The 26143-nt window shown below is 73.3% G+C and carries 12 protein-coding genes; all 12 read left to right on the top strand.

The features are described from left to right. Nucleotides 1-117: 117 nt before the first annotated feature. The 12 genes from SGLAU_RS04405 to asnB all read left to right on the top strand — a co-directional run bounded on the left by SGLAU_RS04405 (nt 118) and on the right by asnB (nt 25443). Nucleotides 118-1929 (top strand): non-ribosomal peptide synthetase, encoded by a 1812-nt coding sequence (locus SGLAU_RS04405; protein ID WP_052413612.1) that lies wholly within the window; start codon nt 118-120, stop codon nt 1927-1929. Nucleotides 1930-2030: 101 nt separating this feature from the next. Further along, nucleotides 2031-6644 (top strand): non-ribosomal peptide synthetase, encoded by a 4614-nt coding sequence (locus SGLAU_RS04400; protein ID WP_052413611.1) that lies wholly within the window; start codon nt 2031-2033, stop codon nt 6642-6644. Then, nucleotides 6641-10885, top strand: a complete 4245-nt coding sequence (locus SGLAU_RS04395; RefSeq protein WP_052413610.1) for a non-ribosomal peptide synthetase — start codon at nt 6641-6643, stop codon at nt 10883-10885. The genes SGLAU_RS04400 and SGLAU_RS04395 overlap by 4 nt, the downstream gene beginning before the upstream one ends. Beyond that, nucleotides 10882-11967 carry a Gfo/Idh/MocA family oxidoreductase gene (locus SGLAU_RS04390; protein WP_052413609.1) on the top strand — a complete coding sequence of 362 codons (1086 nt, stop codon included), beginning with the start codon at nt 10882-10884 and terminating at the stop codon, nt 11965-11967. The genes SGLAU_RS04395 and SGLAU_RS04390 overlap by 4 nt, the downstream gene beginning before the upstream one ends. 202 nt (nt 11968-12169) lie before the next feature. Next, complete coding sequence (locus tag SGLAU_RS04385; RefSeq protein ID WP_208868883.1) at nt 12170-13930, top strand: ABC transporter ATP-binding protein; 1761 nt, start codon at nt 12170-12172, stop codon at nt 13928-13930. Next, a complete protein-coding gene (locus SGLAU_RS04380) occupies nt 13927-15642 on the top strand; it encodes an ABC transporter ATP-binding protein (protein ID WP_043498537.1) in 1716 nt (571 codons plus the stop codon). The genes SGLAU_RS04385 and SGLAU_RS04380 overlap by 4 nt, the downstream gene beginning before the upstream one ends. A gap of 1 nt (nt 15643) precedes the next feature. Beyond that, complete coding sequence (locus tag SGLAU_RS04375; RefSeq protein ID WP_063838864.1) at nt 15644-16447, top strand: thioesterase II family protein; 804 nt, start codon at nt 15644-15646, stop codon at nt 16445-16447. A 106-nt stretch (nt 16448-16553) separates the two neighbouring features. Then, a complete protein-coding gene (locus SGLAU_RS04370) occupies nt 16554-17129 on the top strand; it encodes an MptD family putative ECF transporter S component (RefSeq protein WP_052414045.1) in 576 nt (191 codons plus the stop codon). Next, nucleotides 17126-17896, top strand: coding sequence for an energy-coupling factor transporter transmembrane component T (locus SGLAU_RS04365; RefSeq protein ID WP_208868882.1), 771 nt, complete (start codon nt 17126-17128; stop codon nt 17894-17896). Before SGLAU_RS04370 ends, SGLAU_RS04365 begins: the two co-directional genes overlap by 4 nt. Continuing rightward, nucleotides 17893-19389, top strand: coding sequence for an ABC transporter ATP-binding protein (locus SGLAU_RS04360; RefSeq protein ID WP_052413608.1), 1497 nt, complete (start codon nt 17893-17895; stop codon nt 19387-19389). The genes SGLAU_RS04365 and SGLAU_RS04360 overlap by 4 nt, the downstream gene beginning before the upstream one ends. 156 nt (nt 19390-19545) lie before the next feature. After that, the gene (locus SGLAU_RS04355; protein ID WP_078957587.1) at nt 19546-23511 is read left to right on the top strand and encodes a non-ribosomal peptide synthetase; all 3966 of its coding nucleotides are present in this window, start codon (nt 19546-19548) and stop codon (nt 23509-23511) included. An 87-nt stretch (nt 23512-23598) separates the two neighbouring features. Continuing rightward, on the top strand, nt 23599-25443 hold the full coding sequence (gene asnB, locus SGLAU_RS04350) for an asparagine synthase (glutamine-hydrolyzing) (RefSeq protein WP_043498533.1): 1845 nt from the start codon (nt 23599-23601) through the stop codon (nt 25441-25443). The last annotated feature ends 700 nt before the right edge of the window (nt 25444-26143 follow it).

Below are 26143 nucleotides of genomic sequence, written 5' to 3'. Positions count from 1 at the left end.
GACCGTTACCAGCACGATGGCGGTCCCCGGCGGGCGCACGAGAACCCGCGGTCGCCATGACCGCCCATCAATTCGCGTATCCATCATGCTGGACTCTCTGTCGGAGGCGGAGCGGCGTTGAATACTGTTGCGGAGCTATTCGAGTCCACGGTTGCCGAGTCGGGTGATGCTCCGTCGGTCGTTTTCGGAGAATCCGTCGTCGACTACGCCGAGTTGAACGCGAGAGCGAACCGGCTCGCCAGACGGCTGATCGCCTCCGGCGTGGGGCCGGACTCCCTCGTCGCGATCGCGGTGCCCCGGTCCACCCGGCTCATCGTCGCGGTGCTCGCCGTGCTCAAGGCCGGCGGCGCCTACCTGCCGCTGGACCCCACCTACCCGGCCGAGCGGCTGACGCACATGGTCGTGGACGCGCGGCCGGTCCTGCTGCTGCGGACGCGGAGCGTGGCCTCCCTCGACCTCGGCGTGCCGGAGACCGTGCTCGACGACCCCCGGTTCGAGGCCGCCTGCGAGCGGGAGTCCGGCGAGAACGTCGCCGACGGCGAGCGGATCGCCCCGCTGACCCCCGCCCACCTGATGTACGTCATCTACACGTCCGGCTCGACCGGTGTGCCCAAGGGCGTCGCGGTCAGCCACACCGGTGTCGCCGACCTGGTCTCCACCCAGGCGCGGCTGTACGGAGTCGGCCCCGGCGAGCGCGTCCTGCAGTGGGCGTCCTTCAGCTTCGACGCCTGGTTCTGGGACTTCACGCTGGCCCTGCTGCACGGCGCGACCCTCGTGATGGCCGAGCAGCACGAGCTGATGCCGGGCGAGTCGCTGCGCGAGACCATGCTGCGGCACAAGGTCGACCACGCGGTCCTGCCGCCCGTGGCGCTGGGCATCACCGAGAGCGAGGGACTGCTGGCCGACGGCACGATCACCTCCACCGGCGACGTCTGCACCCGCTCCCTGGCCGAGGAGTGGTCGAAGGGCCGGCGCCTGTACAACGCCTACGGCCCGACCGAGGTGACCGTCGGCGCGTCCATCGGCGGGCCGGTCGAGGGCCTCCAGGAGGAGGTGACCATCGGCACGCCGTGGGACGGCGGTGCCGTCTACGTGCTCGACGACCGGCTGCGGGACCTGCGCGACGGCCGCGAGGGCGAGCTGTTCCTGGCGGGGAGCGGGGTCGCGCGCGGCTACCTGAACCGTCCCGGCCTGACCGCCGCCCGGTTCGTCGCCGACCCCTACGGCCCGCCCGGCAGCAGGATGTACCGGTCGGGCGACTGCGGCCGGCGCGGCCCCGACGGCGAGCTGTACTTCACCGGCCGCGTCGACAACCAGGTGAAGGTGCGCGGCTTCCGCATCGAACTCGGCGAGATCGAGGCGCGCCTGGAGAGCCACCCGGCCGTCGAGATCGTCGTCGCCGTGGTCGGCGGCGAGGACGTCAGCACCGAGCACATCGTCGCCTACGTCAAGACGTCGGCCCGCCAGACGGTCCCCGAGGCGGAGCTGCGCGCCTACGCGCGCCGCGCCCTCCCCGAGCACATGGTGCCGTCGAGCATCGTCATGCTGGACCGGTTCCCGACCCTGCTGAACGGGAAGCTCGACCGCAAGGCCCTCGCCGAGCGGGCGGCGAGCTCCACCGCCGGACTCCCGCCGGAGCCCGCGGTGCCCGACGCGAACGGCGCGCAGTCCTTCGAACAGGTCCTGTGCGCCATGGTGCGGGAGACGCTGAAGGTCCCCGCGGCCTCCCCGCAGGACAACTTCTTCGACCTGGGCGGCCATTCGGTGTTCGCCGCGAAGCTGGCGAGCCGGATGCGCAAGGAGCTCGGCGTGATCGTGCCGATGCGGTCGATCTTCGAGGCCAAGACCCTGGGCGAGCTGGCGCGGACCGCGGAACAGGCCCGGCAGGCCCAGCAGGCCGACCCGCCCCACCAGGCCGGGCAGGCCTGACGCCGGGCCGTTCCGTCCCTGCCCCCGGGCCTCGGAAAGCCTCGGAAACACTTCGTTCACCACGACGCTGCGGAGTCGAAAGCGTGCAAGGGAGCTTGGAAATGTCATCGGACCATGTTGACCGCGGCGCGGGGGCTCCCGTCGCCACGCCCGCCGGGACCGACCCGGACACCGTGCGCAGCATGGTGTCCGAGCTGCTGGGCATCGAGCTGACCGCGGCGGACGACGACAGCAACCTCTTCGAACTCGGCCTGCAGTCGCTGGAGATGATGCGGCTGGCGAACCGCCTCAGCCGGGCCGGCGCCGAGGTCAAGTTCGCCCAGCTCTCCGACGACCCGCGGCTGACGGCGTGGTTCGAGCTGCTCGGTGCGCGCACCGGCACGGCACCCGCGCCGCAGCCGCGGACCGCCGGACCGGAGCCCGACGACCGGACGGACCGGCCCTTCCCGCTGACCGCGGTGCAGCAGGCGTACCTGATCGGCCGCGCCGACGACCAGCCGCTCGGCGGGGTCAGCTGTCACGCCTACCTGGAGTTCGACACCTCCCAGGTGGACGCCGGGCGGCTCGAACGCGCCGTGCGTGCCCTGATCGAACGGCATCCCATGCTGCGCGTCGCGTTCGCCGACGACGCCACCCAGCGCGTCCTGCCCAGGTCCCCGTGGCCGGGCGTCACCGTCCGCGACCTGCGCGACGTCGCGGCCGACGAGGCGGTGAGGACCGCCCAGGCCCTGCGGGACCGGCTGTCGCACCGGCGCCTGGACGTCGACCGCGGCGAGGTCATCGACGTCCAGCTGACGCTGCTCCCGGACGCGGTGGACCGGCTCCACTTCAACGTCGACCTGCTGGCCGCCGACCTCGCCAGCATCCGGGTCCTGCTCGCCGACCTGGCCGCCCTCTACGACGACCCGGGCGCCCTCGACGACCTCACCTACACCTTCGGCCAGTACCTCGCCCACCAGGACACCGTGCGCGCCGCGGAACGCGAGCGCGCCCGGGAGTACTGGCAGCAGCGGCTGCCGTCGCTGCCCGGAGGGCCGAAGCTGCCGCTGGCGGTCGACCCCGAAGCGGTCACCGTGCCGCGGTTCGTCCGCCGCTCCTGCGCCCTCACGGCCGACGAGTGGCGGCTGATGGAACGGCGGGCGAGCGAGGCGGGCCTGACCCCCTCGGTGGTGCTGGCCACCGCGTTCGCCATGGTGCTGGGGCGGTGGAGCGGCGAGGAGCGGTTCCTGCTCAACCTGCCGCTGTTCGACCGCGACCTCGACGCGCACCCGCAGACCGACCGGATCGTCGCCGACTTCACCGGCCTGGTGCTGGTCGAGGCCGACCTGTCCGGCGAGACCTTCGCCGACCGAGCCCGCGCCCTCCAGAAGCGGATGCACGAGGACATCGGCCACGCCGCCTACTCCGGCGTCGACGTGCTGCGCGACTTCGTCCGCACCGACGTGGACGCGCCGCGCACGGCCCCCGTCGTCTTCGCCTGCGACCTGTCCGCGCCGCTGGTCCCGGACGCGTTCCAGGCCCGCTTCGGCGAGGCGTCGTGGATGATCTCCCAGACGCCGCAGATCTGGCTCGACCACCAGGTCTACCGCACCCGCGACGGCGGGGTGCTGCTGGTGTGGGACGCCGTCGACGAGCTGTTCCCGGACGGCATGCTGGACGCGATGATGGCGGCCTACGAGGCGCTGGTCCGCGGCCTGCTGACCGGCGGGTGGGACACCGCGACGCCGCAGATCCCGCTCCCCGCTCGGCAGCAGCAGCGCCGCGCCGATGTCAACGCGCGGACCCGCCCGCTGTCCGGCAACCTGCTGCACACCGCGTTCTTCGAGCGGGCCGGCGACCGGGCCGGACGACCCGCCCTGCTCTGGGGCGAGCAGGACCGACTGGCCCACGACGAGCTGGCGCGCCAGGCCCTGGCCGTGGCGGGCGCCCTGGCCGAGCGCGGTGTCGGCCGGGGCTCGTACGTCGCCGTGGTCGCCCCCAAGGGCGCGCCCCAGATCGCGGCCGTCCTGGGCGTGCTGGCCGCCGGTGCCGCGTACGTGCCGATCGGCGTCGACCAGCCGGCCGAGCGGCGGGCCCGCATCCTCGAACTCAGTGGCGCCCGGGTGATCCTGGACGGCAGCGGCCGGCTGGAGTCCGCCGGGACCACGGCCGAGGTCCTGCCGATCGACGAGGCGCTGCTGGCGTCCCCGCTGGACGCACCGGTGCCCGCCGACCCCGGCGACCCCGCCTACGTGATCTTCACCTCCGGTTCGACGGGCCTGCCCAAGGGCGTGGAGGTCAGCCACCGCGCCGCGGTCAACACGGTCGAGGACGTCAACGAGCGGTTCGGCATCGCGTCCGGCGACCGGGTGCTGGCCGTGTCCGCGCTGGACTTCGACCTGTCCGTGTGGGACGTCTTCGGGTTCCTGGCGGCGGGCGGCGCGGCCGTCCTGGTGCCCGAGTCCGGCCGGCGGGACGCCAACGAGTGGCTGGCGCTGTGCCGGCGGCACGGGGTGACCGTCTGGAACACCGTCCCCGCCCTGCTCGACATGCTGCTGACCGCCGCCGACGAGACGCCGCTGCCCGGCACGATGCGGCTGGCCCTGCTGTCCGGCGACTGGATCGGCCTCGACCTGCCCGGCCGGCTGGCCCGCGCCTCCGGCGGGCGCTGCCGGCTGATCGCGCTCGGCGGCGCCACCGAGGCGGCCATCTGGTCGAACGCCTACGAGGTCGACTCGGTGCCCGACGGCTGGCGGTCCGTCCCGTACGGGACACCGCTGCGCAACCAGAAGTTCCGCGTCGTGGACGCCCGCGGCCGGGACTGCCCCGACTGGGTCCCCGGCGAGCTGTGGATCGGCGGCACCGGTGTCGCGCTCGGCTACCGGGGCGATCCCGAGCTGACCGCGGCCCGCTTCCCGGAGCGGGACGGCGAGCGCTGGTACCGCACCGGCGACCTCGGGCGCTACTGGCCCGACGGCAACCTGGAGTTCCTCGGGCGCCTCGACCACCAGGTGAAGATCAACGGCTTCCGGGTCGAGCTGGGCGAGATCGAGGCCTGCCTCCAGGCGCACCCCGAGGTGGCGCAGGCCGTCGCCGTACCGCTGACCGAAGGGCGCAGGGAACTGGTCGCCGCCCTGGTCGAGCGGTCCCCGGCGCCGGACCGCGAGCAGGCCCCGGCCGACGCGGACGACGCCGCGGGGGACCGGCCGGGCAGCGGCTTCCTGCCGCCCGCGGCCGATCCCACGGCCCCGTCCGACCCGCACCTGCACGAACACCGGCTGGTCGAGGTGCTGCTGGCCGGCGTCGTCGCACCGTTCGCCGGACCCGGCGGCGCCACGGCGCTGCGCACCTCCGTCTGCGCCGGGCAGCGCCCGGTGGCCGGGCTCTGGCTGGAGTACCTCGCCCAGCGCTCCGTGCTGGCCCGGGCCGCCGACGGGACGTACGAGCACGGCCCCCGGTGGGACGACGTCACGGACTCGGGCTGGATCAAGCAGGTCCGCGAGGCCACGCACGGGACGAGCCTCGAGGCCGTCGCCACCGCCCTGGAATGGGCCGGACCGCTCTACACCGCCATCCTCTCCGGCGACGCCGACGCCACCGCGCTCCTGGACGACCCGGTGCTCGCCCCGGAGGCGCTGAACGACGCGACGCCGGGCACGGCCCGCTGTCTCGGGGCCGTCGCGGACGACCTGCGGGCGCGCGGGACGGCCGCCGTGCCGCCCGCCGTCGCGGAGTGGGACGTGACCGGCGGCCGCGGCACCGCGCGGCTGCTCGCCGGACTCGCCCCGGGCTCGGTCGGGTACACCCTGCTCGGCGCCTCCCAGCCGGCCCTCGCCCAGGCCCAGTCGCTGCTGCGCGAGCGCGGGCACGAGACGGACACGGCGGTGCAGGGCGCCACCGGAGTCGCCGCCCAGCACCTCCACGCCTACGACGCCGTCGTGGCGAACAACGCCTTGCACCGGATGCCCGACCCGGAGACGGCCGTGGCCACCATGGCCCTGCTGCTCGCCCCGGGCGGCCGCCTCTACCTGCTGGAACGCGCGTATCCCACCCCCCTCGCGCTGGTCACCGCGCTGCCCCTGGAGGCACGCGCGGGACGCTTCGAGGACGGCCGGCCGGCCGGCGACTGGCTGTACGGCCGTGAGCGCTGGACGCGGGCCTGCGCCCGGGCCGGCCTGGGCGACGTGCGGGTCCTGCGCACCGAGGCCACCGGCGAGATCCTGCTGACCGCCGACCGGCCCGCGGCCGCGGCCGGCATCGACCCGGAGCAGGTGCGCCGCTGGGCCGCGGACCGGCTGCCCGACCACATGGTCCCGGCGCAGCTCACCGTGCTGCCCGCACTGCCGCTCAGCGCCAACGGAAAGGTCGACCGGCGCCGGATCCGGACCGTCCTGGAACACGCGGCCGACCGGCCCCGGGACGTGGGCGACCCGCCGCGCGGCGCCACCGAGACGTTCGTCGCCGAACGGTGGACCAAGCTGCTCGGGCTGGACTCCGTCGGCCGCGACGAGAACTTCTTCCGGCTCGGCGGCGACAGCCTCCTCGCGACGCGCTTCGTCGCCGAGGTACGCGAGGCATGGGGCGTCGAGCTGCCCATGCGCGAGGTGATGCGCACCCCGACCGTCGCGGGACTGGGCGCGCTGATCGACCGGCTCGCCCCGGCCGGCGGCCGGGGGCCGGCCGACGGCGACGGCGACTGGGACGGCGGGGACGACTGCGAAGAGGGTGCGGTGTGAACGCGAACGATCTGCTCGACGACTTCCGGGACGCCGGTATCCGCCTGTGGCGCGAGGGGGAGCAGCTGCGCTTCCGCGCCCCCCGCGGCGCCATGACCGACGAACGGCTGGCCGAACTGCGCCGCCGCAAGGCGGAACTCCTCACCCTCGTGGCCGACACCGCCGCGCACCCGGGAACGGGCCGGCCGCGGGACGCCGAGAAGGTCTGGCAGGACCGGCCGGAGGAGCGCGAGGAGCCCTTCCCGCTGACCGACATCCAGTCGGCCTATCTCTTCGGCCGCAACCCGGCCTTCGACTACGGCGGCGTCTCCTGTCACATCTACCTCGAGTTCGCGTACCCGGCGGACCTCGACCCGGACCGCCTCCAGCGGGCCTGGGACGGTCTGGTGCGACGCCACGACACCCTGCGCACGGTCATCTCCGAGGACGGCACCCAGCGGGTCCTGCCCGAACTGCGGGACACCGCCATCGCCGTCGCCGACCTGCGCGGGGCACCCGACGACACGGTCGGCAAGGCGATCGCCGCGGTGCGCGACGAGCTGTCCCACAAGGTGCACCCCGCGGGCGAGCGCCCCATGCACGAACTGCGCCTGACCCTGGCCACCGAACGCAGCGTGCTGCACGTGTCGGTGGACTTCATGGCGCTGGACTGGCTCAGCATGCAGCAGGTGCTGAACGAGCTGGACCGCCGCTACGCGCAGCCCGACTGCGAACTGCCCCCGGTGGACGCCACCTTCCGGGACTACGTCCTCGCCGAACGGCGGCTGCGGGAGACCGGGCGGTACGCACGCGACCGCGACTACTGGCTGAACCGCGTCGACGAGCTGCCCGGCGCCCCGGTACTGCCGCTGCGCGACGACCACGACCCGGCGGCCACGCCGCCGCGCTTCCGGCGCCTGACGGCCACCGTCGACCAGCGTGTGTGGCAGGCGCTGAAGGCGCGGGCCGGCGCCCACGGCATCACACCGGCCAACGCGGTGCTGGCGGCGTACGCGGAGACGATCGGCCGCTGGAGCAGCACCGAGCGCTTCTGCCTCGGACTGCCCGTGCTCAACCGGATGCCGCTGCACCCGCACGTCGACCGGCTGCTGGGCGACTTCACCTCGCTGAGCCTGCTGGCCGTCGACCGCGAGGGCAGGAACAGCTTCGCCGACCGGGCCCGCGCCCTGGGCGAGCGGGTCTTCGACGACCTCGACCACCGGCTGTACAGCGGCGTCGAGGTGCTGCGCGAACTGGCCCGGCGCCGCGGGCGGGAGGCGGCGGCGCTGCCGGTGGTCTTCACCGGCAGCATCGGGGTCGGCGGCACCGCGGTGTCCCCGGCCGGCCGCGACCCGCGGCCGGTGTACGGCATCAGCCAGACCCCGCAGGTGTGGATCGACTGCCAGGTGGGCGACCAGTTCGGCGGCCTGGACATGAACTGGGACGTGCGCGAGGGCGTCTTCCCCGACGGCCTGGTGGACGACATGTTCGCCGCGTTCGAGGGGCTGCTGCACCGGCTGGCCGAGCGGGACGAGCCGTGGACGGCGGTCGACCCGCAGCCGCTGCCCGAGCGCCAGCGCGCCGTGCGCAGCGCGGTCAACGCCACCCGGGCGCCCGCGCCGGACTGCCTGCTGCACGAACCGCTCGTCGCCCACGCCCGCCGCAACCCCGACCGGGTCGCGGTGATCGACCCCGCCGGAACGCTGACCTACGGGCAGTGGCTCGGGCGCGCGGCCGCGGTGGCCGAGCGGCTGCGGGCCGAGGGCTGCCGCCCGGGCGACTTCGTCGGCGTCCTCATCGACAAGTGCCGGGACCAGGCCGTCGGCGTGCTCGGCGTGCTCCTCGCGGGCGGGGTGTACGTCCCGGTCGACCTCGGCCAGCCGGCCGGGCGCCGGGACCGGATCCTCACCGACAGCGGCACCCGCTTCGCGGTCGTCGCCGGACCCGCCACCGGTGAACTGCCCGCCGGAGTCCGGGCGGTGGACGTGACGGACGCGCGGCCGGTCCCGGTGGCCGACGTCCCCGACGAGCGCCCGGTGGCGCCGGGGGACCTGGCCTACGTCATGCACACCTCCGGCTCGACCGGTGTGCCCAAGGGCGTGATGATCAGCCACCTCGCCGCCGCCAACACCGTGCACGACATCAACGAGCGCTTCGGCGTGGGCGACTCCGACCGGGTGCTGGGCCTGGCGGCGCTGAGCTTCGACCTGTCCGTGTACGACCTGTTCGGCCCGCCGGCCCTGGGCGCCCCCCTGGTCCTGCCGGACCCCGCCCGCCGCGGCGACCCCTCGCACTGGGCCGCGATGGTGGCCGAGCACGGCGTGACCCTGTGGAACTCGGTTCCCGCACAGCTCCAGATGCTGATGCACTACCTGGACGTCGAGCCCGCCCCGCTCACCGGCCTGCGGCTCGCGCTGCTGTCCGGCGACTGGATCCCGCTGTCCCTGCCCGCCCACGCCGGCCGGCACCTCCCGGGCACCGAGCTGGTCAGCCTGGGCGGGGCGACCGAGGCGGCGATCTGGTCGATCCACCACCGCATCCGCACCGTCGAACCGCACTGGCGCAGCATCCCCTACGGCACCCCGCTGGCGAACCAGCGCTTCCACGTGCTCGACAGCGCCCTGCGCGACCGGCCCGACCTGGTCACCGGTGAGCTGTACATCGCCGGTACCGGCCTTGCCACGGGCTACCTCAACGACCCCGAGCGCACCGCGGAGCGGTTCCTGCGCCATCCGGACACGGGCGAGCGGCTGTACCGCACCGGCGACCTCGGCCGCTACCTGCCCGACGGCGAGATCGAGTTCCTCGGCCGGGCCGACCAGCAAGTCAAGATCCGCGGCCACCGCATCGAACTCGGCGAGATCGAGGCGGTGCTCGGGGAGCACCCGGCGGTGGGCACCCCGGTGGTGCTGGCGGCGGGCAGCGACGCCTTCGAGCGGGCGCTGGTCGCCTTCGTGATCCCGGCCCAGGAGGCCGGATCCGCCGATCCCCGGGAACTCATCGGCTGGGTGGCCGAACGGCTGCCGTCGCACATGGTCCCGGCGCGGGTGCGGATCGTCGAGACGCTGCCCCTGACCGCGAACGGCAAGGTCGACCGCAAGCGGCTGCTGGAGTCCGCGCCCGCGCAGAGCGCGCCGCGGACCGAACGCTCCGAGCCACCGCGCCCCGGCCTCGAACAGCGGCTCGCGCGGCTGTGGGCCGAGGTGCTGGGCGGCGAACCGCCCAGCCGGGAGCGGGGGTTCTTCGACGCCGGCGGCAACTCCCTGCTCGCCGCCCAGTTCGTCGGCCAGGTCCGGGAACGCATCGCCGAGGCCGCGCACGTCACCTTCGACGTCCTGCTGCGCGCGCTGCTCGACACGCCCACGGTCGCCGGTCTGGCCCGGTGGCTGGAGTCCGCCGCCGCCCCGGCGCCGGCCCCCCAGTCACCGGCGGCCACGGCACCGCAGTCGCCGCTGATCCCGCTGGGCGGATCCGGGCGCGGCCCGGTGCGACTGCTCGTGCACGACGGCACGGGCACCCTGGCGGCACACCGGTCCCTCATCACCGAACTCGCCGCGCACGGTCCGCTGTTCGGGCTCGCCGTGCCCGGTGCCGAACCGGAGCTCGACCTGAACGCGCCGGACCTGGTCGAGCAGTGGGCCGTCGGCTATGCCCGCGAGGTGCAGGCCGCGGGACTCGACGACGTCGAGATCGTCGGCTACTGCCTCGGCGGCCCCGTCGCCCTCGAACTGGCCCGCGCGCTGGACGAGGCGGGCGTGACCGTGCGCCGGCTGGTCCTCGTCTCCGGCCACCGCGTCGCCCACCCGCTGGACGACGACCTCGTGCTGGACGCCTTCGCCCGGGCGATGGGAGCCGACCCGGCAGCCCTCGGCCGGCCGGCGGACGAGGCGGCCGGCGCCCCCGGGCAGCGGGACACCGCCGAACGGCGGGCGGAGCTCTGCCGGGCGCTCGCCGCCGCCGACCCGGCGCACGGCGGCCCGGAGCGGATCGCGGTCCTGCACTCGCTCTTCGCCCGGACCGTCGAGGCGGTGGCCCGCTACGAGCCCGAGCCGTACGCGGGGGACATCACCTTCCTCCGCCCGGCCGGACCCGGGCACCTGCTGCCCGGTCCGCAGGACGACACGGCCGGTTTCTGGCGCGAGGTGTGCCTGGGCGACCTGACGGTCGTCGACGTCCCGGGCGACCACGCCGGCTGCCTGCGGCCCCCGCACGTGACGCGCACGGCGGCCGCGATCGCGACGCCCGAGGAGGGCGGCCGATGACGGGCGTGCGGCCGGGCCCGATGCGGGTCGTCGTGTGCGGCACCCGCTTCGGCCAGGTGTACCTCTCGGCGCTGGCCCGGGCCGCCCCCGAGCGCTACCGGCTGGCCGGCATCGTCGCCCGGGGCAGCGACCGCTCGGTGGCCCTGGCCAAGGAGTACGGCGTTCCGCTGTACGGCGCGGTCGAGGACCTGCCCGACGACATCGACGCGGCCTGTGTCGTCGTGTCGACCGCGGTCGGCGGCGGCCGGGGCGCCGAGCTGGCCCGGGCCCTGCTGGACCGCGGGGTGCACGTGCTCCAGGAGCACCCGCTGCACCCGACCGAACTGGCGGACTGCCTGCGGGTGGCGCGCCGGGCCGGGACCCAGTACATGGTGAACACCTTCTACCCGCACCTCGAACCGGTCCGGCGGTTCATCTCGTCCGCCCGCCGGCTCGTCGAGCTGCGCGAACCGGTGTTCGTCGACGCGCTGTGCGCGGTGCAGGTCTCCTTCGACCTGCTCGACATCCTGGCGGAGATCTTCGACGGGCTGCGGCCCTGGTCGCTGTCCCCGCCGGCCGACACGGCCGGCCGTCCGCTGACCGGGGTGGACGGGCAGATCGCGGGCGTCCCGCTGACCCTGCGCGTGGAGAACCGGATGCAGGCGGGGGACGACAGCTCCAGCCTGCTGCTGCACCGCATCACCGTCGGCACCGACGCGGGCAACCTGATGCTGGCCAACACCCACGGCCCGGTGCTGTGGAGCCCGGTGCTGCGCATGCCGTCCGACGCGACGGGGCACTTCCTGCCGGACCCCGAGGAGGCGGGGGAGCGGTGGCCGGACGGGCTGAACGTCACGGGCGCCTACGTGGGTGATCCGCGGACGCCGACCTGGGCCGCCGCGCTGCACGACGTGTGGGGGGAGGGGGTGCTGACCGCGCTCGACCGGCTGCGTGAGCGCGCCGAGGCGGGCGCCGACCCGCTGCGGGGCGGTCAGCGCCATCTGGCCGTCGCCCGCGCCTGGCAGGAACTGACCGAGGCACTGGGCTATCCGGAGGTCGCGCACCCCGATCCCGGAGCGCCGCTGACCGTCGCCGACCTGTAGCCCGGGAGCCTTCCGGACGGTGGCGGGACACCGTCCGGAAGGCCGTGCCGCCCGGTCGGTGGCCCATCGAGCCGGTCCACGCTAGAGTAATATCGGAACGCGTTTTAAAATCGATGGGAGACCGATGAACGCGATCGACCCCGCTGCGACGAGGGAGCGGTCCAAGCCGTTATCGGAGGCCGATTCCGCAGCGAAACCGAGCATGGGACGGCTGCTTCGCCCGTTCGCCGGGAGCTTCGCGGCCGTCGTGATCTTCCAGGTCATCGGCGCCCTCGCGGGCCTGGCACCGCTGCTGGCGGTCGTCGAGCTGGGGCGCACCCTGCTGGCGCCCGGCCCGGTCGACCGCGACCACGTCTGGTCCGTGGTGATCGCCGGTGCCGTCGGCCTCTTCGTCCGGCTGCTGTTCACGGCCGCGTCCTCCGGGATCGGGCACATCCTGGACGGCAAGGTCCAGCTGTCGTTCCGCCGGCTGCTGGCCGAACAGCTGGGGCGCGTCCCGATCGGCTGGTTCTCCCGGCGCAGGACCGGCGAACTGGCCAAGGTGGTGGGCGAGGACGTCAGCGCCGTGCACCCGTTCATCGCCCACACGCCCGGTGAGCTGGTCTCCGCCTTCGTGGTCCCGCTGGCCTCGCTGATCTACCTGTTCACCATCAACTGGAAGCTCACGCTCATCACCCTCATCCCGGTGGTGCTGGCGATCGCGCTGGTCCCGCTGATGATGACCCCGACCCGCCTGCGCGAGCAGGAGGAGTTCGACACCGCCATGGGGCGGATCTCCAGCTCCGTCATCGAGTTCGTGCAGGGCATCGCGGTGGTCAAGGCGTTCGGCGGATCCAGCCGCGCCCACCGCAAGTTCCTCACCGCCGCGGACGAGTTCGTCGGCACCTTCAACCGGTGGGTGCACGGCATCTCCACGATCGCCGCGGGCATGCAGCTCGTGCTGTCGCCGCCGTTCGTGATGCTCGCCGTCCTGATCGGCGGCACCGCCCTCATCACCGGCGGCGACCTGGCCCCGGCCGATCTGCTGCCCTTCCTGCTGCTCGGCCTCGGCCTGACCGCCCCCGTGGCGGCCCTCGGCCACGGCTTCGACGAGATGCAGGCCGCGGGGCGCGCCGTCGGCCGCATCAAGGAAGTGCTGGAGGTCGAGCCGCTGCCGGAACCCGCGCACCCCGCCGTCCCCCAGGGACACCGCGTGGAACTGCGCGACGTGCGCTTCGGCTACGAGGAGGACCGCGAGGTCCTGCGCGGGATCGACCTCGTGCTGGAACCGGGAACGGTCACCGCGATCGTCGGCCCGTCCGGCAGCGGCAAGTCCACCCTGGTCCAGCTGCTGCCCCGGTTCTTCGACCCGACCCACGGCTCGGTCCTGCTGGGCGGCGTCGACCTGCGCGAGCTGGGCAGCCGGGAGCTGTACCGCACGGTCTCCTTCGTCTTCCAGGACGTACGGCTGCTGCGCGCGACGGTCGCCGAGAACATCGCGCTCGCCGTCCCGCACGCCGACCAGGAAGCCGTCACCCGCGCGGCCCGCCTGGCCAACATCCACGACCGGATCCTCGAACTGCCCCGCGGCTACGACTCGGTGATCGGTGAGGACGCCGGCCTGTCGGGCGGTGAGGCGCAGCGCATCGCGCTCGCCCGCGCCCTGCTCGCCGACGCGCCCGTCCTCGTCCTCGACGAGGCCACCGCCTTCGCGGACCCGCAGACCGAGCAGGCCGTGCGCCGTGCCCTGGCCACGCTGGGCAGCGACCGCACCACCCTGGTCATCGCCCACCGCCTGGAGACGATCGCCGACGCCGACACCGTCGTGATGCTGGAGGACGGCCAGATCGTCGAACGCGGCAGGCCCGCGGAGCTCCTCGCCCGGGGCGGCAAGTTCGCCGCGTTCTGGCAATCCCACCAGTCGGCGGTCGCCGACGAGATCGAGATCCACGGTGGCGTACTGCAAGGAGACGAGCCCCGATGATTCGAATGCTGCTGCGCGTGCTGGGCCGCGAGTACGCCCAGCCGTTGCGCCGCACCGTGATCCTGATGACGCTCACCGCGGTGGCCGAGGGCCTGTCGTACGCGCTGGTGGTGCCCGTGCTCAGGGAGCTGTTCGGGGACACTCCCGAGGACGCCTGGCCCTGGCTGATCGCGTTCGGCGCCGCCTTCGTGGTCTACGCCGCACTGCGCTACATCAGCGACCTGTTCGGGTTCCGCGTCGGCACCACCATGCTGCGCGGCATGTACCACCGCCTCGGCGACCACCTCGCCCGGCTGCCCATCGGCTGGTACAGCGCGGGCCGCCTCGGCGAGGTGTCCGTCCTGGCCAGCCGCGGCGTGCTGGACGCGATGAGCGTGATCGCCCACCTGCTGGCGCCGTTCATCTCCGCCTGCGTCACGCCCCTGACGATCGTCGCCGTGATGCTCGTCTTCAACTGGCAGATGGGACTCGCCGCCCTGGTCGCCGCACCGGTCGTGGCGGCCATCCAGATCCGCACCGCGCGCTCGACCGCCGCCCAGGACGCCGAACGCGAGGAACGCGACCACGAGGCCACCGGCCGGGTCATCGAATACCTCCAGGCACAGCCCGTGCTGCGGGCCGGCGGCCGGACCGCCGAGCGCTTCCGGCTGCTCGACGACTCGCTCAAGGAGGTCCAGCGGGTCTCCCGCCGCACCGCGCTGTCCGCGCTGCCCGGCGTGGTCGGCCTGACCCTCACCGTCCAGGCGATGTTCACGGGGCTGCTGGTCCTCGGCGCCTACCTCGCGCTCGACGGGGACATCGGGGTCGCCGAGATCCTGACCATCCTGGTGCTCGCCGCCCGCAGCGCCGACCCGCTGCTGTCCCTGACGGACATCGCCGGCAAGCTCCGCGGCGCGAGGTCGGTGCTGGCGCGGCTCGACGGGGTGCTCACCACCGAGCCGCTTCCGGAGGCCGCCGACCCGGTCGAACCGACCCGTCACGACCTGGAGTTCGACTCCGTCGTCTTCCGCCAGGGCGACCGCACGGTCATCGACGACGCCTCGCTGTCCGTCCCCCAGGGGCAGAGCCTCGCGGTCGTCGGCCCGTCGGGCGCCGGCAAGTCCACCCTGCTGCAGCTCCTCGCGCGCTTCTACGACGTGGACTCGGGCGCCGTCCGCGTGGGCGGGGTCGACGTGCGCGCGATCGACCCCGAGGTGCTGATGGCGCGGATCGCCATCGTCTTCCAGAACGTCTACCTCTTCGACGGCACCATCGAGGAGAACGTACGGCTCGGCCGCCCCGACGCCACCGACGCCGAGGTGCGGGCCGCCGCCACCGCCGCCCGCCTCGACGAGGTGATCGAGCGCCTGCCCGGCGGCTGGGAGGCCAACGTCGGCGAGGGCGGCGCCCTGCTGTCCGGCGGCGAGCGCCAGCGCGTCTCCATCGCGCGCGCCCTGCTGAAGGACGCCCCCATCGTGCTGCTGGACGAGGTGACCTCCGCGCTCGACCCGGTCAACGAGGCCGCCGTGCACGAGGGCATCGAACGCCTGATGGCGGGCCGGACGGTCGTGATGGTGGCGCACCGGATGAAGACCGTCCGGCGCGCCGACCGGGTCGTCTTCCTGGAGGCCGGCCAGGTCGTGGAGGAGGGCAGCCACGACGAGCTGCTGCGCCGCGGCGGGCGCTACGCCGACTTCTGGAGCATTGCCATGGCCCCGGTGGTGAGGGACTGAGATGTTCGATGCCGTGTCGCGGGACCGTCACATCGGCGCGTTCCGCCGCCTCACGCCACGACCCTACGCCCGGGCCCGGGTGCTGCTGTTCCCGCACGGCGGCGGCAGCGCCAGCTACTACCGGGCGTGGGCCGCGGCGGCACCCTGGGACGTCGAGTTCCTCGCCGCCCAGTACCCGGGCCGGGAGGACCGTTACTCCGATCCGGTGCCGGCCAAGCTCCAGGGCGTCGCCGCCGCGCTGGCGGCCGACCTGACGGACCGGGCCGACGGACCCCCGCTGCCGACCGTCCTGTTCGGCCACAGCATGGGAGCCGTCGTCGCCTACGAGACCGCCCGCCGGCTCACGGCGGCGGGCGAACCGCCCACGGCGCTGGTCGTGTCGGGGCACCCGGCCCCGCAGCTGACCCGGCCGGGCCGGGTGCACCTGGGCAGCGACGAGGAGCTGATCGAGGAACTGCGCCGCACCGAGGCGACCCACCGCGACATCCTGGACAACGCCGCGCTGATCCAGGCGTTCCTGCCCATCATCCGGGGCGACTACCGGCTGAGCGAGACCTACCGGCCGGCCCCCGGCACACGGCTGAGCACGCCGGTCACCGTGCTGTACGGCGACCGCGATCCCGAGATCCACGCGTGGGAGGCCGAGGGATGGCGCGAGGTCACCGACGGCGCATGCGAGCTGCGCACCTTCGAAGGCGGTCACTTCTACCTGGAGGAACACCGCGACGTGGTCGTCGACCTCCTCACGACGCGGGCCCGCAAGGCGTCCGAGACATCGGCGATCTCCTGGCCCTCCGCCCCGTGACCGCCGCCCGCCGGACCGGACGGCGCCTCCTCATACACACCCCCAGCCGAGGTAAGGACAGAACACCGTGACCGTCGAAGTCACCGAGCACCGTCTCGATTTCCGTATGAGCCCCAGAGACCTCATCAACATCGGCGTCTTCGGAGCGCTGTACATCGTGACGGTGGGGTTGTTCAACCTGCTCGAGTTCATCAGCCCGGTGATGACCCTGGTCACCAGCGCGCTCAGCATCGTCGCGGCGGGCGTGCCCTTCATGCTCTTCCTCACCCGGGTGAAGCACGCCGGCATGGTCACCGTCCTCGCGGTCATCGTGACCGGCTTCATGCTCCTCATCGGCAGCCCCCCGGTCACCCTGCTCGTCGGCGTGCTGGGCGCGCTGATCGCCGAGGCGCTGCTGTACGCCGGCCGGTACCGCTCGCGGCAGCTGAGCGTGCTCGCCTACGCCGCCTTCAGCACCTGGTTCGTCGGGCTGTTCCTGCCGATGTTCTACGCCCGCGACGAGTTCCTCTCCAGCCCGTACATGGCGGAGATGGACCCGGACTACGTCGAGAAGCTGGACTCGCTGCTGTCGCCCGGCGTGCTGATCGCGTTCGACCTGTCCACGGTGGTGTTCGGGCTGATCGGCGGCGCGCTCGGCCTGCGCCTGCTGGACAAGCACTTCCGGAAAGCCGGACTGGTGTGAGCGGCACGAGTCCCCAGCTCGGCACCTCGGCCCTCGGCGTGACGGTCCCCGCCCCACCGGAGGGGGCCGTCTCGCGACGGACACTGGACCCGCGTACCGCGGTGGCGATCCTGCTGGCCGCCAGCATCACCATCATGGCCCCCGGCGGCCTGCTGTTCGTCCCGGCCGCACTGGTCGCGGGGATGCTGCTGGCCGTGTCCGAGCGGGCCTGGCGGCGGGTGCTCGCCCTGCCGCTGGCCGCGGCGACCGCCGCCGCGGTGGCCTATCTGCTCCCGCTCGCCGCCCCGTGGCCGATCCTCGGCATCATCGGCGTCATGGGCGGCTTCTCGCTCCGCCTGGTGGCCGTGGCGGGCATCGCCGCGCACCTGATCGAGACCGTCCCGCCGACCCGGTTCACCGCCGCGCTGCGGTCGATGCGGGTACCCCACGCGTTCACCGTGTCGGGGTCGGTGCTGCTGCGCTTCGTCCCCACCATCATCGCCGAGGCGCGGGCGGTGCGGGACGCCATGCGGCTGCGCGGGCTCGGCGGCTGGCTGGACATGCTGCGCCACCCGGTCCGCAGCATCGAGTACTTCACGGTGCCGCTCATCGCGTCGAGCCTGCGCTCCGCGGAGGACCTCTCGGCGTCCGCGCTGCTGCGCGGGCTGGGCTCACAACCGCGGCCCACCTCGATGCACCCGCCGCGGTTCGGCCCCGCCGACGTGGTCGCCGTGATCGTGGTGGCGGCGCTCGTGACGGCGACCCTGCTGTGGGAGGCCGGACGATGATCGAGCTGAGGAACGTCCGATGGGCGTACCAGGGCGGTGACACGGCCGTACTGGACGGTCTCGACCTGCACATCCGGCGCGGCGAGACCGTGGTGGTGTGCGGGCCCAGCGGATCGGGCAAGAGCTCGGCGCTGCGCCTGATGAACGGCCTGATCCCGCACTTCCACGACGGGAAGCTGGAAGGGGAGGTCCGCGTCGCGGGGGAGCCGATCACCGATCTCGCCCAGGTCGGGCGGGTGACGGGCACGGTGCTCCAGCATCCGCGCCGCCAGTTCTTCACCGACACCATCGACACCGAACTCGCCTTCGCCCTGGAGAACTTCGGCACCCCGCCGGAGCGCATCCGCGAACGGGTCCGGGAGGTCGTCGCCGAGTTCCGCCTCGACGAACTCGACGGGCGGCTGCGCGAACTGTCGGGCGGGCAGCAGCAGCGGGTGGCGTGCGCGGCGGCCGTCACCCACGGGCCGCCGGCGCTGCTGCTCGACGAACCCACCTCCAACCTGTCCCCGCAGGGCATCGCGGACCTCACCGCCATCCTGCGCCACCTCAGGGAACGGGGCACCACCCTCGTCATCGCCGAGCACCGCCTGCACTACCTGCGCGAACTCGCCGACCGCATCGTGGTGATGCAGGACGGCCGCGTCGCGAAGGAGTGGTGCAGGGACGAATTCCCCTCGCTGACCGAGGAGATGATGCGGGAAGAGGGCCTGCGCAGCCTCGACGCGCCCGAGCGGGTCCACGTGGCGCCGGCGTCCGCGTACGGCCCCAGCGTCGAGCCCGGCGAGAGCCGGCCCGAGGACACCGAGTCCACGAGCGCGGCCGGTGGCGCGACCGCCGTCGCACCCGCGGCCGGCCGGGAGACGGCAGGCGGGGAGACGGCCGGCGGCGGCGTGGTGCTGCGCGGCATCCGGTGCGCGTTCCGCGGGCGCCCCGTCCTCGACATCACGGAAGCCCACCTGCCCGCCGGAGTCATCACCGCGGTCACGGGCCCGAACGGCGCGGGCAAGACCACCCTCGCCCGTGTCCTGGCCGGGCTCCAGCGCCACTCCGGCGAGGTGCTCCTCGACGGCCGCACGATGTCCCGCTCACGGCGCCAGCGCGAGACGGCGATCGTCATGCAGGACGTCCAGCGGCAGCTCTTCACCGACAGCGTCACCGCCGAACTGCGGCTCGGTGCCGTCCCGGAACAGGCGCCCCACGCCGCCACCGTGCTCGCCGACCTCGACCTGGACCACTTCGACGAGCGCCACCCGCTGTCGCTCTCCGGCGGCCAGCAGCAGCGTCTGGTCGTCGCCACGGCCCGCCTCAGCGGGCGCCGCGTCGTCATCTTCGACGAGCCCAGCTCCGGCGTCGACCGCCGCCATCTGCGCTCCATGACCCGCACCATGCGCGATGTGGCCGAGGGCGGCGCGGTGGTCCTGCTCATCAGCCATGACGCCGACCTGCTCGCCCTCGCCGCGGACCGGGAACTGCGCCTGCGCCCGATCGGGTGACCCGGCGGAAATCGCCACCGGGAATGCGGTAAAACGCCTCACCCCCGCTCACCGTGCAGAGTTCACATGGGCTGGGGTGAAGTGAACATTGTGGCGTGATCACCGTGCTGGGTAGGCTCCCGATATCAGTCTGATCTGAAACCGGGGGGTTCGTGAATGACGGGGGATCGGTCCGCCTTGAGACTTCCACTCACTCAAGGCCAGGCCGGTATCTGGTACGGCCGGCAGTTGGACGATTCTGGGCTCGCGCATTCCTTCGGTGAATTCCTCGACATCACCGGTCCGCTGTCTCCCGGAACGCTCGGCGAAGCGATCCGACGCACGATGGGCGAGGCGGAGGCGCTCACCGTGTCCTGCGGCGAGGACGCGGACGGTCCGTGGCAGCGGGTGCGGCCCGACGCCGTGGTGGACGTCCCGGTGATCGACCTCGGCGGTGAGGACGCCGGGGCGGACTCCGGGGCGGGGGCGTGGGATGCGGCGCAGCGCTGGATGCGCGCGCGGATCGAGAGCCCGCTGGACCCGGTCCGCGAGGGTGTCCACCGGCACGCCGTCCTCCGGGTCGCGCCGGAGCGGCACATCTGGTTCTGGCAGCTGCACCACCTGGTGGCCGACGGGGTCACCTCGCAGCTGATGGCCCGCCGTACGGCCGAGGTCTACGCCGCCCTGGCCGCCGGCCGGGCGGTGCCCGCCGGTCCCTTCGGCAGCCTGTCGTCCCTGGTCGAGGAGGAGCGGCAGTACCGCGCCTCGGCGCAGTACGCGCAGGACCGCAGGTACTGGCTGGAGCAGTTCGCGGACCTCGAGCAGGTGGCCTCGCTCACCGACGAGGTCATGCTGCCGGCCGGCGTTCCGCTCCGACGGGCCTGGCAGGTCGGCGCGGACCTGGAGGACCGGCTCCGCGCCTGCGCGCACCTGCACGGGGTGCCCTGGTCACGGGTGGTGATCGCGGCGTTCGGCGCCTACGTCGGCCGGCTCACCGGCCGCACCGACACCGTCCTCGGGATGCCGGTGTCCAACCGCCGCACCCCGGCCGCCGCGACGACGCCCGGCATGGTGTCCAATGTGATACCGCTGCGTCTGCGCGCCGCCGGATCGACCACCTATTCCGAACTGCTCCGGCAGGCCGACGAAAAGATACGGGAAACCCGTCCGCACCGGCGGTACCGTTTCGAGGAATTGCGGCGTGAATTCGGGGAGCAGGGCGGAAAGGCGCGGGTCTTCGGGCCCATAGCCAATGTCCTGACGCTCGACACCGACTTCTCCTTCGGCGACTGCGAGGCACGGCACCACAACCTGACGCCCGGACCGATCGAGGACCTGATGCTGGGCGTCTACGAGAAGCCCGGGAGCCTCACCTTCTCGTTCGACGCCAACGCCGCCCTCTACGACGCCGACGACCTGCGCGGCCACGCGGACAGGTTCCAGGCATTCCTGCGCCAGGTCGTCGAGGACCCGTCGCGCCCGCTGGGGGAGGCCGAGCTGCTGGACGCCGCCGAGCGCCGCCGCTTCCTGGAGATCCGCCCGCGCCACCGGCCGGCCGACGACGGCCCGCACACCCTCGTGGAGGCGTTCGAGGCCCAGGCCGCGGCGACTCCGCACACGGTGGCCGTCACGTGCGGTGCGGAGCGGCTGACGTACGAGGAGCTGAACGGCCGGGCGAACCGCCTCGCGCGGCTGCTCATCCGGCGCGGCGCCGGACCGGAGCGGCTGGTCGCCGTCGCCCTGCCCCAGGACGTGCACCTCGTGGTGGCGCTGCTCGCGGTGCTGAAGTCGGGAGCGGCGTACCTCCCCGTCGACCCCGACTACCCACGGGACCGCATCGACTTCCTGCTCCGGGACGCCGAACCGCTGCTGCTGCTCACCACCTCCGAGGTGGCGGCCCGGTTCCCCCGCACGCACGTCCCCACCGTGAGCCCGGACGCCGAGCCGGCCCTCGGGCGCCTGGCGGAACTCGCCCACGGCGACGTGCGTCCCGCCGAGCGGGCGGGCTCCCTGGCGCCGGACAACACCGCCTACGTCATCTACACCTCGGGCTCCACCGGACGGCCCAAGGGAGTGGTCGTCCCGCACCGCAACGTCCTGGCCCTGTTCGAGGCCACCCGGGAACTCTTCGACTTCCGGGCGGACGACGTGTGGACGATGGCCCACTCCTACTCCTTCGACTTCTCGGTGTGGGAACTGTGGGGCCCGCTGCTGCACGGCGGCACCCTCGTCGTGGTGCCCGCCGCCGTCCGGCGTTCCCCCGACGAGCTGCTGCGGCTGCTCGTGAGCGAGCGCGTCACCGTCCTCAGCCAGACGCCCTCGGCGTTCTACCAGCTGCTCCAGCAGGACCAGGACGACCCGGATGCGGGAGGGCGAACGGCCCTGCGGTACGTGGTGTTCGGCGGTGAGGCGCTCGACCTCGCCCGGCTCGCGGAGTGGTACGAGCGGCACGCCGACGACGCGCCGGTCCTGGTCAACATGTACGGGATCACGGAGACCACGGTGCACGCCAGCCACGTGGCACTGGACCGGTACCTCGATCCGGCCCGCGCCGGGAGCCTGGTCGGACGGAGCCTGCCCGGGCTGGCCCTCTACCTCCTCGACGAGCGGCTGCGGCCGGTGCCGCCCGGTGTCACCGGGGAGATCTACGTGGCCGGCGACCAGGTGGCCCGCGGCTACCTGGACCGTCCGGGCCTCACCTCCGCCCGCTTCGTCGCCGACCCGTTCGGACCGCCCGGATCGAGGATGTACCGCTCCGGGGACCTCGGCCGCCGGGGGACCGACGGACTCCTGCGGTACCGGGGGCGTGCGGACGACCAGGTCAAGATCCGCGGCCACCGCATCGAACTCGGCGAGATCGAGGCCGCGTTGCGCGCCTGCCCGGGAGTCGCGAGCGCCTGCGCGGTGGTCCGGAAGGACGCCGTCGGCGACCACGCCCTGATCGGCTACGTGGTGCTCGACGGTCCCTCCGGCACGGACCCGGCCGGGCTGCGCACCCGTCTCGCCCGGCGGCTGCCGTCCCACATGGTCCCGGCCGCCGTCGTGGCGATCGACCGGATCCCCCTGACCGCCAACGGAAAGCTGGACCGCCGCGCCCTGCCCGAACCGGTGTACGCCAGGGCACCGCGGGGCGCTGCCCCCGCGACTCCCCTGGAGCGGGAGGTCGTCGACGCCTTCGGCCACGCGCTCGGCGTTTCCGGCGTCTCCACCGAGGACGACTTCTTCGACCTGGGCGGTGACTCGGTCAAGGCCGTACGGCTCGCGCGCCGGATCGGCCGGGGCCTGTCGGTGCTGGACGTGTTCCAGCACCCCACACCGGGGAAGCTGGCCCTGCGCGTCCTGGAGCGGGAGAGCACGGACGGGCCGCAGCGCATCCTGCGGCGGCTGGCCGCCGAGGGGCGCACGGGCGCGGAGTTCACCCTCGTCTGCATCCCCTACGGCGGCGGCACGGCAGCGGCCTACCAGGGCCTCGCCGTCGAGCTGGCCCCGCACGCGGAGCTGTGGGCCGCCGCGTTACCGGGGCACGATCCGACCCAGCCGGACGAGTCCCTGCTGACGCTCGACGAGAGCGCCGACGCGATAGCCGAGGAGGTCCGGCGCTCGCTGACCGGACCCTTCGCCCTGTACGGGCACTGCGCGGGCTCCGCGCTCGCGGTGGCGGTCGCGCAGCGGCTGGAGCGCACCGGGCACCTGCCGGCCGCCCTGTTCATCGGTGCCGCGCTCCCCGAGGCCGACCCGGAGGAACGGCTGCGCCACGCCACCCGGTGGTCCGCGGAGGGGCTGCACGCCTACATGACCTCGCTCGGGGGTTTCGAGGGAGCGCTGGACGACTCGGACCTCAAGACCGTGCTGGAGGTGATCCGGCACGACATGAAACAGGGCCTGCACTTCCAGATCGAGGCGAGGAAGGGGCGGCGCGAGCGGCTGGCCACCCCGCTCATCGCCGTGATCGGCGACGCGGACGACGCCACCCGGGGCTACGAGCACGGCCATCGGGACTGGGAGCGCTACGCGGCGCACGTCGCACTCGCGGTGATCGCCGGCGGCGGACACTACTTCGTCACGCATCAGCCGAAGGTGCTGGCCGGGCTGATCCTCGAGCACGTGGGGACACCGCCGTCCGGCCGGCCACCGGTGCACTGACGGCCGGTCCGTCGGCCCGCCCGCGCGCGCCGACCGCCGGTGCGTCGCCTGCCACAGCACGGAATCGTAGGGAAATGGGGTTGTGAAATGTGCGGGATCGCGGGATGGGTGTCGTTCGACGCCGACTTGACGCACCGGGGCGAGACGCTCGATGCGATGACCGAGACCATGGCCTGCCGCGGGCCGGACGGCCGGGGCACCTTCGTGCGCACCCACGTCGGCCTCGGTCACCGGCGCCTGGCCATCATCGACCTGCCCGGCGGAACGCAGCCGATGAGCGTGAGCACCCCGGCCGGCGAGGTCGCCCTGGTGTACTCCGGTGAGGCCTACAACTTCCAGGAGCTGCGCCGGCGGCTGACGTCGCTCGGGCACGCCTTCCGGACGGACAGCGACACGGAGGTGGTGCTGCACGGCTACCTGGAGTGGGGCGAGAGCCTCGTCGACCACCTCGACGGGATGTACGCGTTCGCGGTCTGGGACGAGCGGGAGCAGAAGCTGCTGCTCGTGCGCGACCGCATGGGGATCAAGCCGCTCTACTACTACCCCACGCCGGACGGTGTGCTGTTCGGCTCCGAGCCCAAGGCGATCCTGGCGAACCCGCTGGCGCGCAAGGTCGTCGACACCGAAGGGCTGCGGGAGCTGTTCGCGCAGACCAAGACGCCGGGCTGGGCGCTGTACAAGGGCATGCACGAGATGCTGCCGGGCACGCTGATCAGCGTCGACCGCCGCGGCCTGCGGGAGCGGACCTACTGGCGGCTGCGGGCCGCCGAGCACACGGACAGCCGGGACGACACCGTGGCGCGGGTGCGGGAGATGCTCACCGGGATCGTCGACCGGCAGCTGATCTCGGACGTACCGCAGTGCGTCCTGCTCTCCGGCGGGCTGGACTCCAGCGCGATCACCGGCCTGGCGGCGGAGCGGCTGGCCCTGCGGGGCGAGCGGGTCCGCACGTTCTCGGTGGACTTCGCCGGCCAGGAGGAGAACTTCGTCCCGGACGAGATGCGCGAGACCCCGGACTCGCCGTTCGTCAGGGACGTCGCGGCCCACGTGGGGTCCGACCACCACGACGTGATGCTGAACCCGGCCGACATCTCCGATCCCGCGGTGCGGCGCGCGACCGTCGGCGCCCGGGACATCCCGAACGGCTTCGGTGACCTCGACAGCTCGCTGTACCTGCTGTTCAAGGCGATCCGGGAACGCTCGACGGTGGCGCTGTCGGGCGAGTCGGCCGACGAGGTGTTCGGCGGGTACCCCTGGTTCCACCACGAGCCGCTGACCCGCGTCCAGACGTTCCCGTGGATGGCGGTCATCCCGCCGCTCAGCCTCCCGGCCCGCACCGACCACATCGAGCCGGGGCTGCGCAAGCGGCTCGACGTGGGCACGTACACCGCCGACCAGTACGCGACGGCCCTCGCCGAGGTGGAGCACCTGGACGGCGAGTCCGAGGTGGAGCGGCGCATGCGCTCCATCTTCCACCTCCATCTGACCCGGTTCGTGCGCAACATGCTGGACCGCAAGGACCGGCTGTCGATGGCCGTCGGGCTGGAGGTCCGCGTGCCGTTCTGCAACCACGAGCTGGTGCAGTACGTCTACAACACCCCGTGGTCGATGAAGACGTTCGACGGCCGGGAGAAGAGCCTGCTGCGCCAGGCGGCGGCGCATGTAATGCCGCGGTCGGTGGTGGAGCGGGTCAAGAGCCCGTACCCGTCGCCGCAGGACCCCGGGTACGCGGCGATCCTGCAGCAGCAGGTGAAGGAGCTGATCGCGGCGCCCGACGCGCAGGTCTTCGCCCTGGTCGACCGCGCGTGGGCGCAGACGGTCGTGGCCCAGGACCCGGCGGCCATGACGGTGGCGGTCCGGGCCGGTCTGGAGCGGGTGCTCGACCTGCACACCTGGCTGGAGCTGCATTCCCCCGAGCTGCTGCTGGACTGATCACCGCCGGCGCGCGGCGTGACAGGGGCGGAGCCGTCGACCGGACGGTTTCCGCCCCTTCGGCGTTCCGCGGCCGGTCCTCGTCCGGCGGGGAATGCCTGCCTTTCGTTCAACGGTCAAGGAGACTCGGGTTCCCCTCGTCGGCGGGGCGGGGAATACGCGTGCCTTCATTTCTGTTCCCGGGACGCCCTCTCTGCCTGTCAGTCCGGGGGGTGACAATCGGTCACTCAACAGCTACTGTGACCTTGCGCGCACAGCTTACGAGTATAAAAAGCTGGAGGGCAGATGCTCGGCCAAACCTTGTCGGGAGGTTTGTTGAGGGGGTTCACCGGGGACCGGTCCGCCGATGTCAGGCGGATTGACGTCCGACGGGGAGATCGGTCGGGGGGCGAATCCCATCGGTGGTTTGGCGACGGGCGCGGCATTTTCTGAGACCGTACGGGGAAAGCCTTTTCAGGTCGTGACCCAGCAGGTGCGCGAACCTTGAGGCAGGGCACATCCGGAAGGTGATGTGCCACATCACAGTGGCCGGTTTCGGCCTTGACGCGGAGTCGGCATCCTCGGTGCGAGGCGCGCCTTCTTCCGTGCGGTGGGTGTGCCGCCGGACACCTCTCCGGAGCCCGGTGCACCGTCGCCGGCCTGCGGGTCGATGCGGCGGCGCCCCGCTCCGACGCTCCGTGGCGCTCGGACTGAGCGGCTC

The sequence above is a fragment of the Streptomyces glaucescens genome, assembly GCF_000761215.1.
Lineage (GTDB): Bacteria > Actinomycetota > Actinomycetes > Streptomycetales > Streptomycetaceae > Streptomyces > Streptomyces glaucescens_B.
The sequence above is the reverse complement of the archived record's forward strand: the minus strand, read 5'-3'. Positions and strand labels throughout refer to the sequence as shown.

Coding starts and splice junctions, on each gene's coding strand:
- asnB (WP_043498533.1), top strand. CDS start 23,599: ATGTGCGGGATCGCGGGATGGGTGTCGTTCGACGCCGACTTGACGCAC.
- SGLAU_RS04375 (WP_063838864.1), top strand. CDS start 15,644: ATGTTCGATGCCGTGTCGCGGGACCGTCACATCGGCGCGTTCCGCCGC.
- SGLAU_RS04370 (WP_052414045.1), top strand. CDS start 16,554: ATGAGCCCCAGAGACCTCATCAACATCGGCGTCTTCGGAGCGCTGTAC.
- SGLAU_RS04400 (WP_052413611.1), top strand. CDS start 2,031: ATGTCATCGGACCATGTTGACCGCGGCGCGGGGGCTCCCGTCGCCACG.
- SGLAU_RS04360 (WP_052413608.1), top strand. CDS start 17,893: ATGATCGAGCTGAGGAACGTCCGATGGGCGTACCAGGGCGGTGACACG.
- SGLAU_RS04380 (WP_043498537.1), top strand. CDS start 13,927: ATGATTCGAATGCTGCTGCGCGTGCTGGGCCGCGAGTACGCCCAGCCG.
- SGLAU_RS04355 (WP_078957587.1), top strand. CDS start 19,546: ATGACGGGGGATCGGTCCGCCTTGAGACTTCCACTCACTCAAGGCCAG.
- SGLAU_RS04385 (WP_208868883.1), top strand. CDS start 12,170: ATGGGACGGCTGCTTCGCCCGTTCGCCGGGAGCTTCGCGGCCGTCGTG.
- SGLAU_RS04390 (WP_052413609.1), top strand. CDS start 10,882: ATGACGGGCGTGCGGCCGGGCCCGATGCGGGTCGTCGTGTGCGGCACC.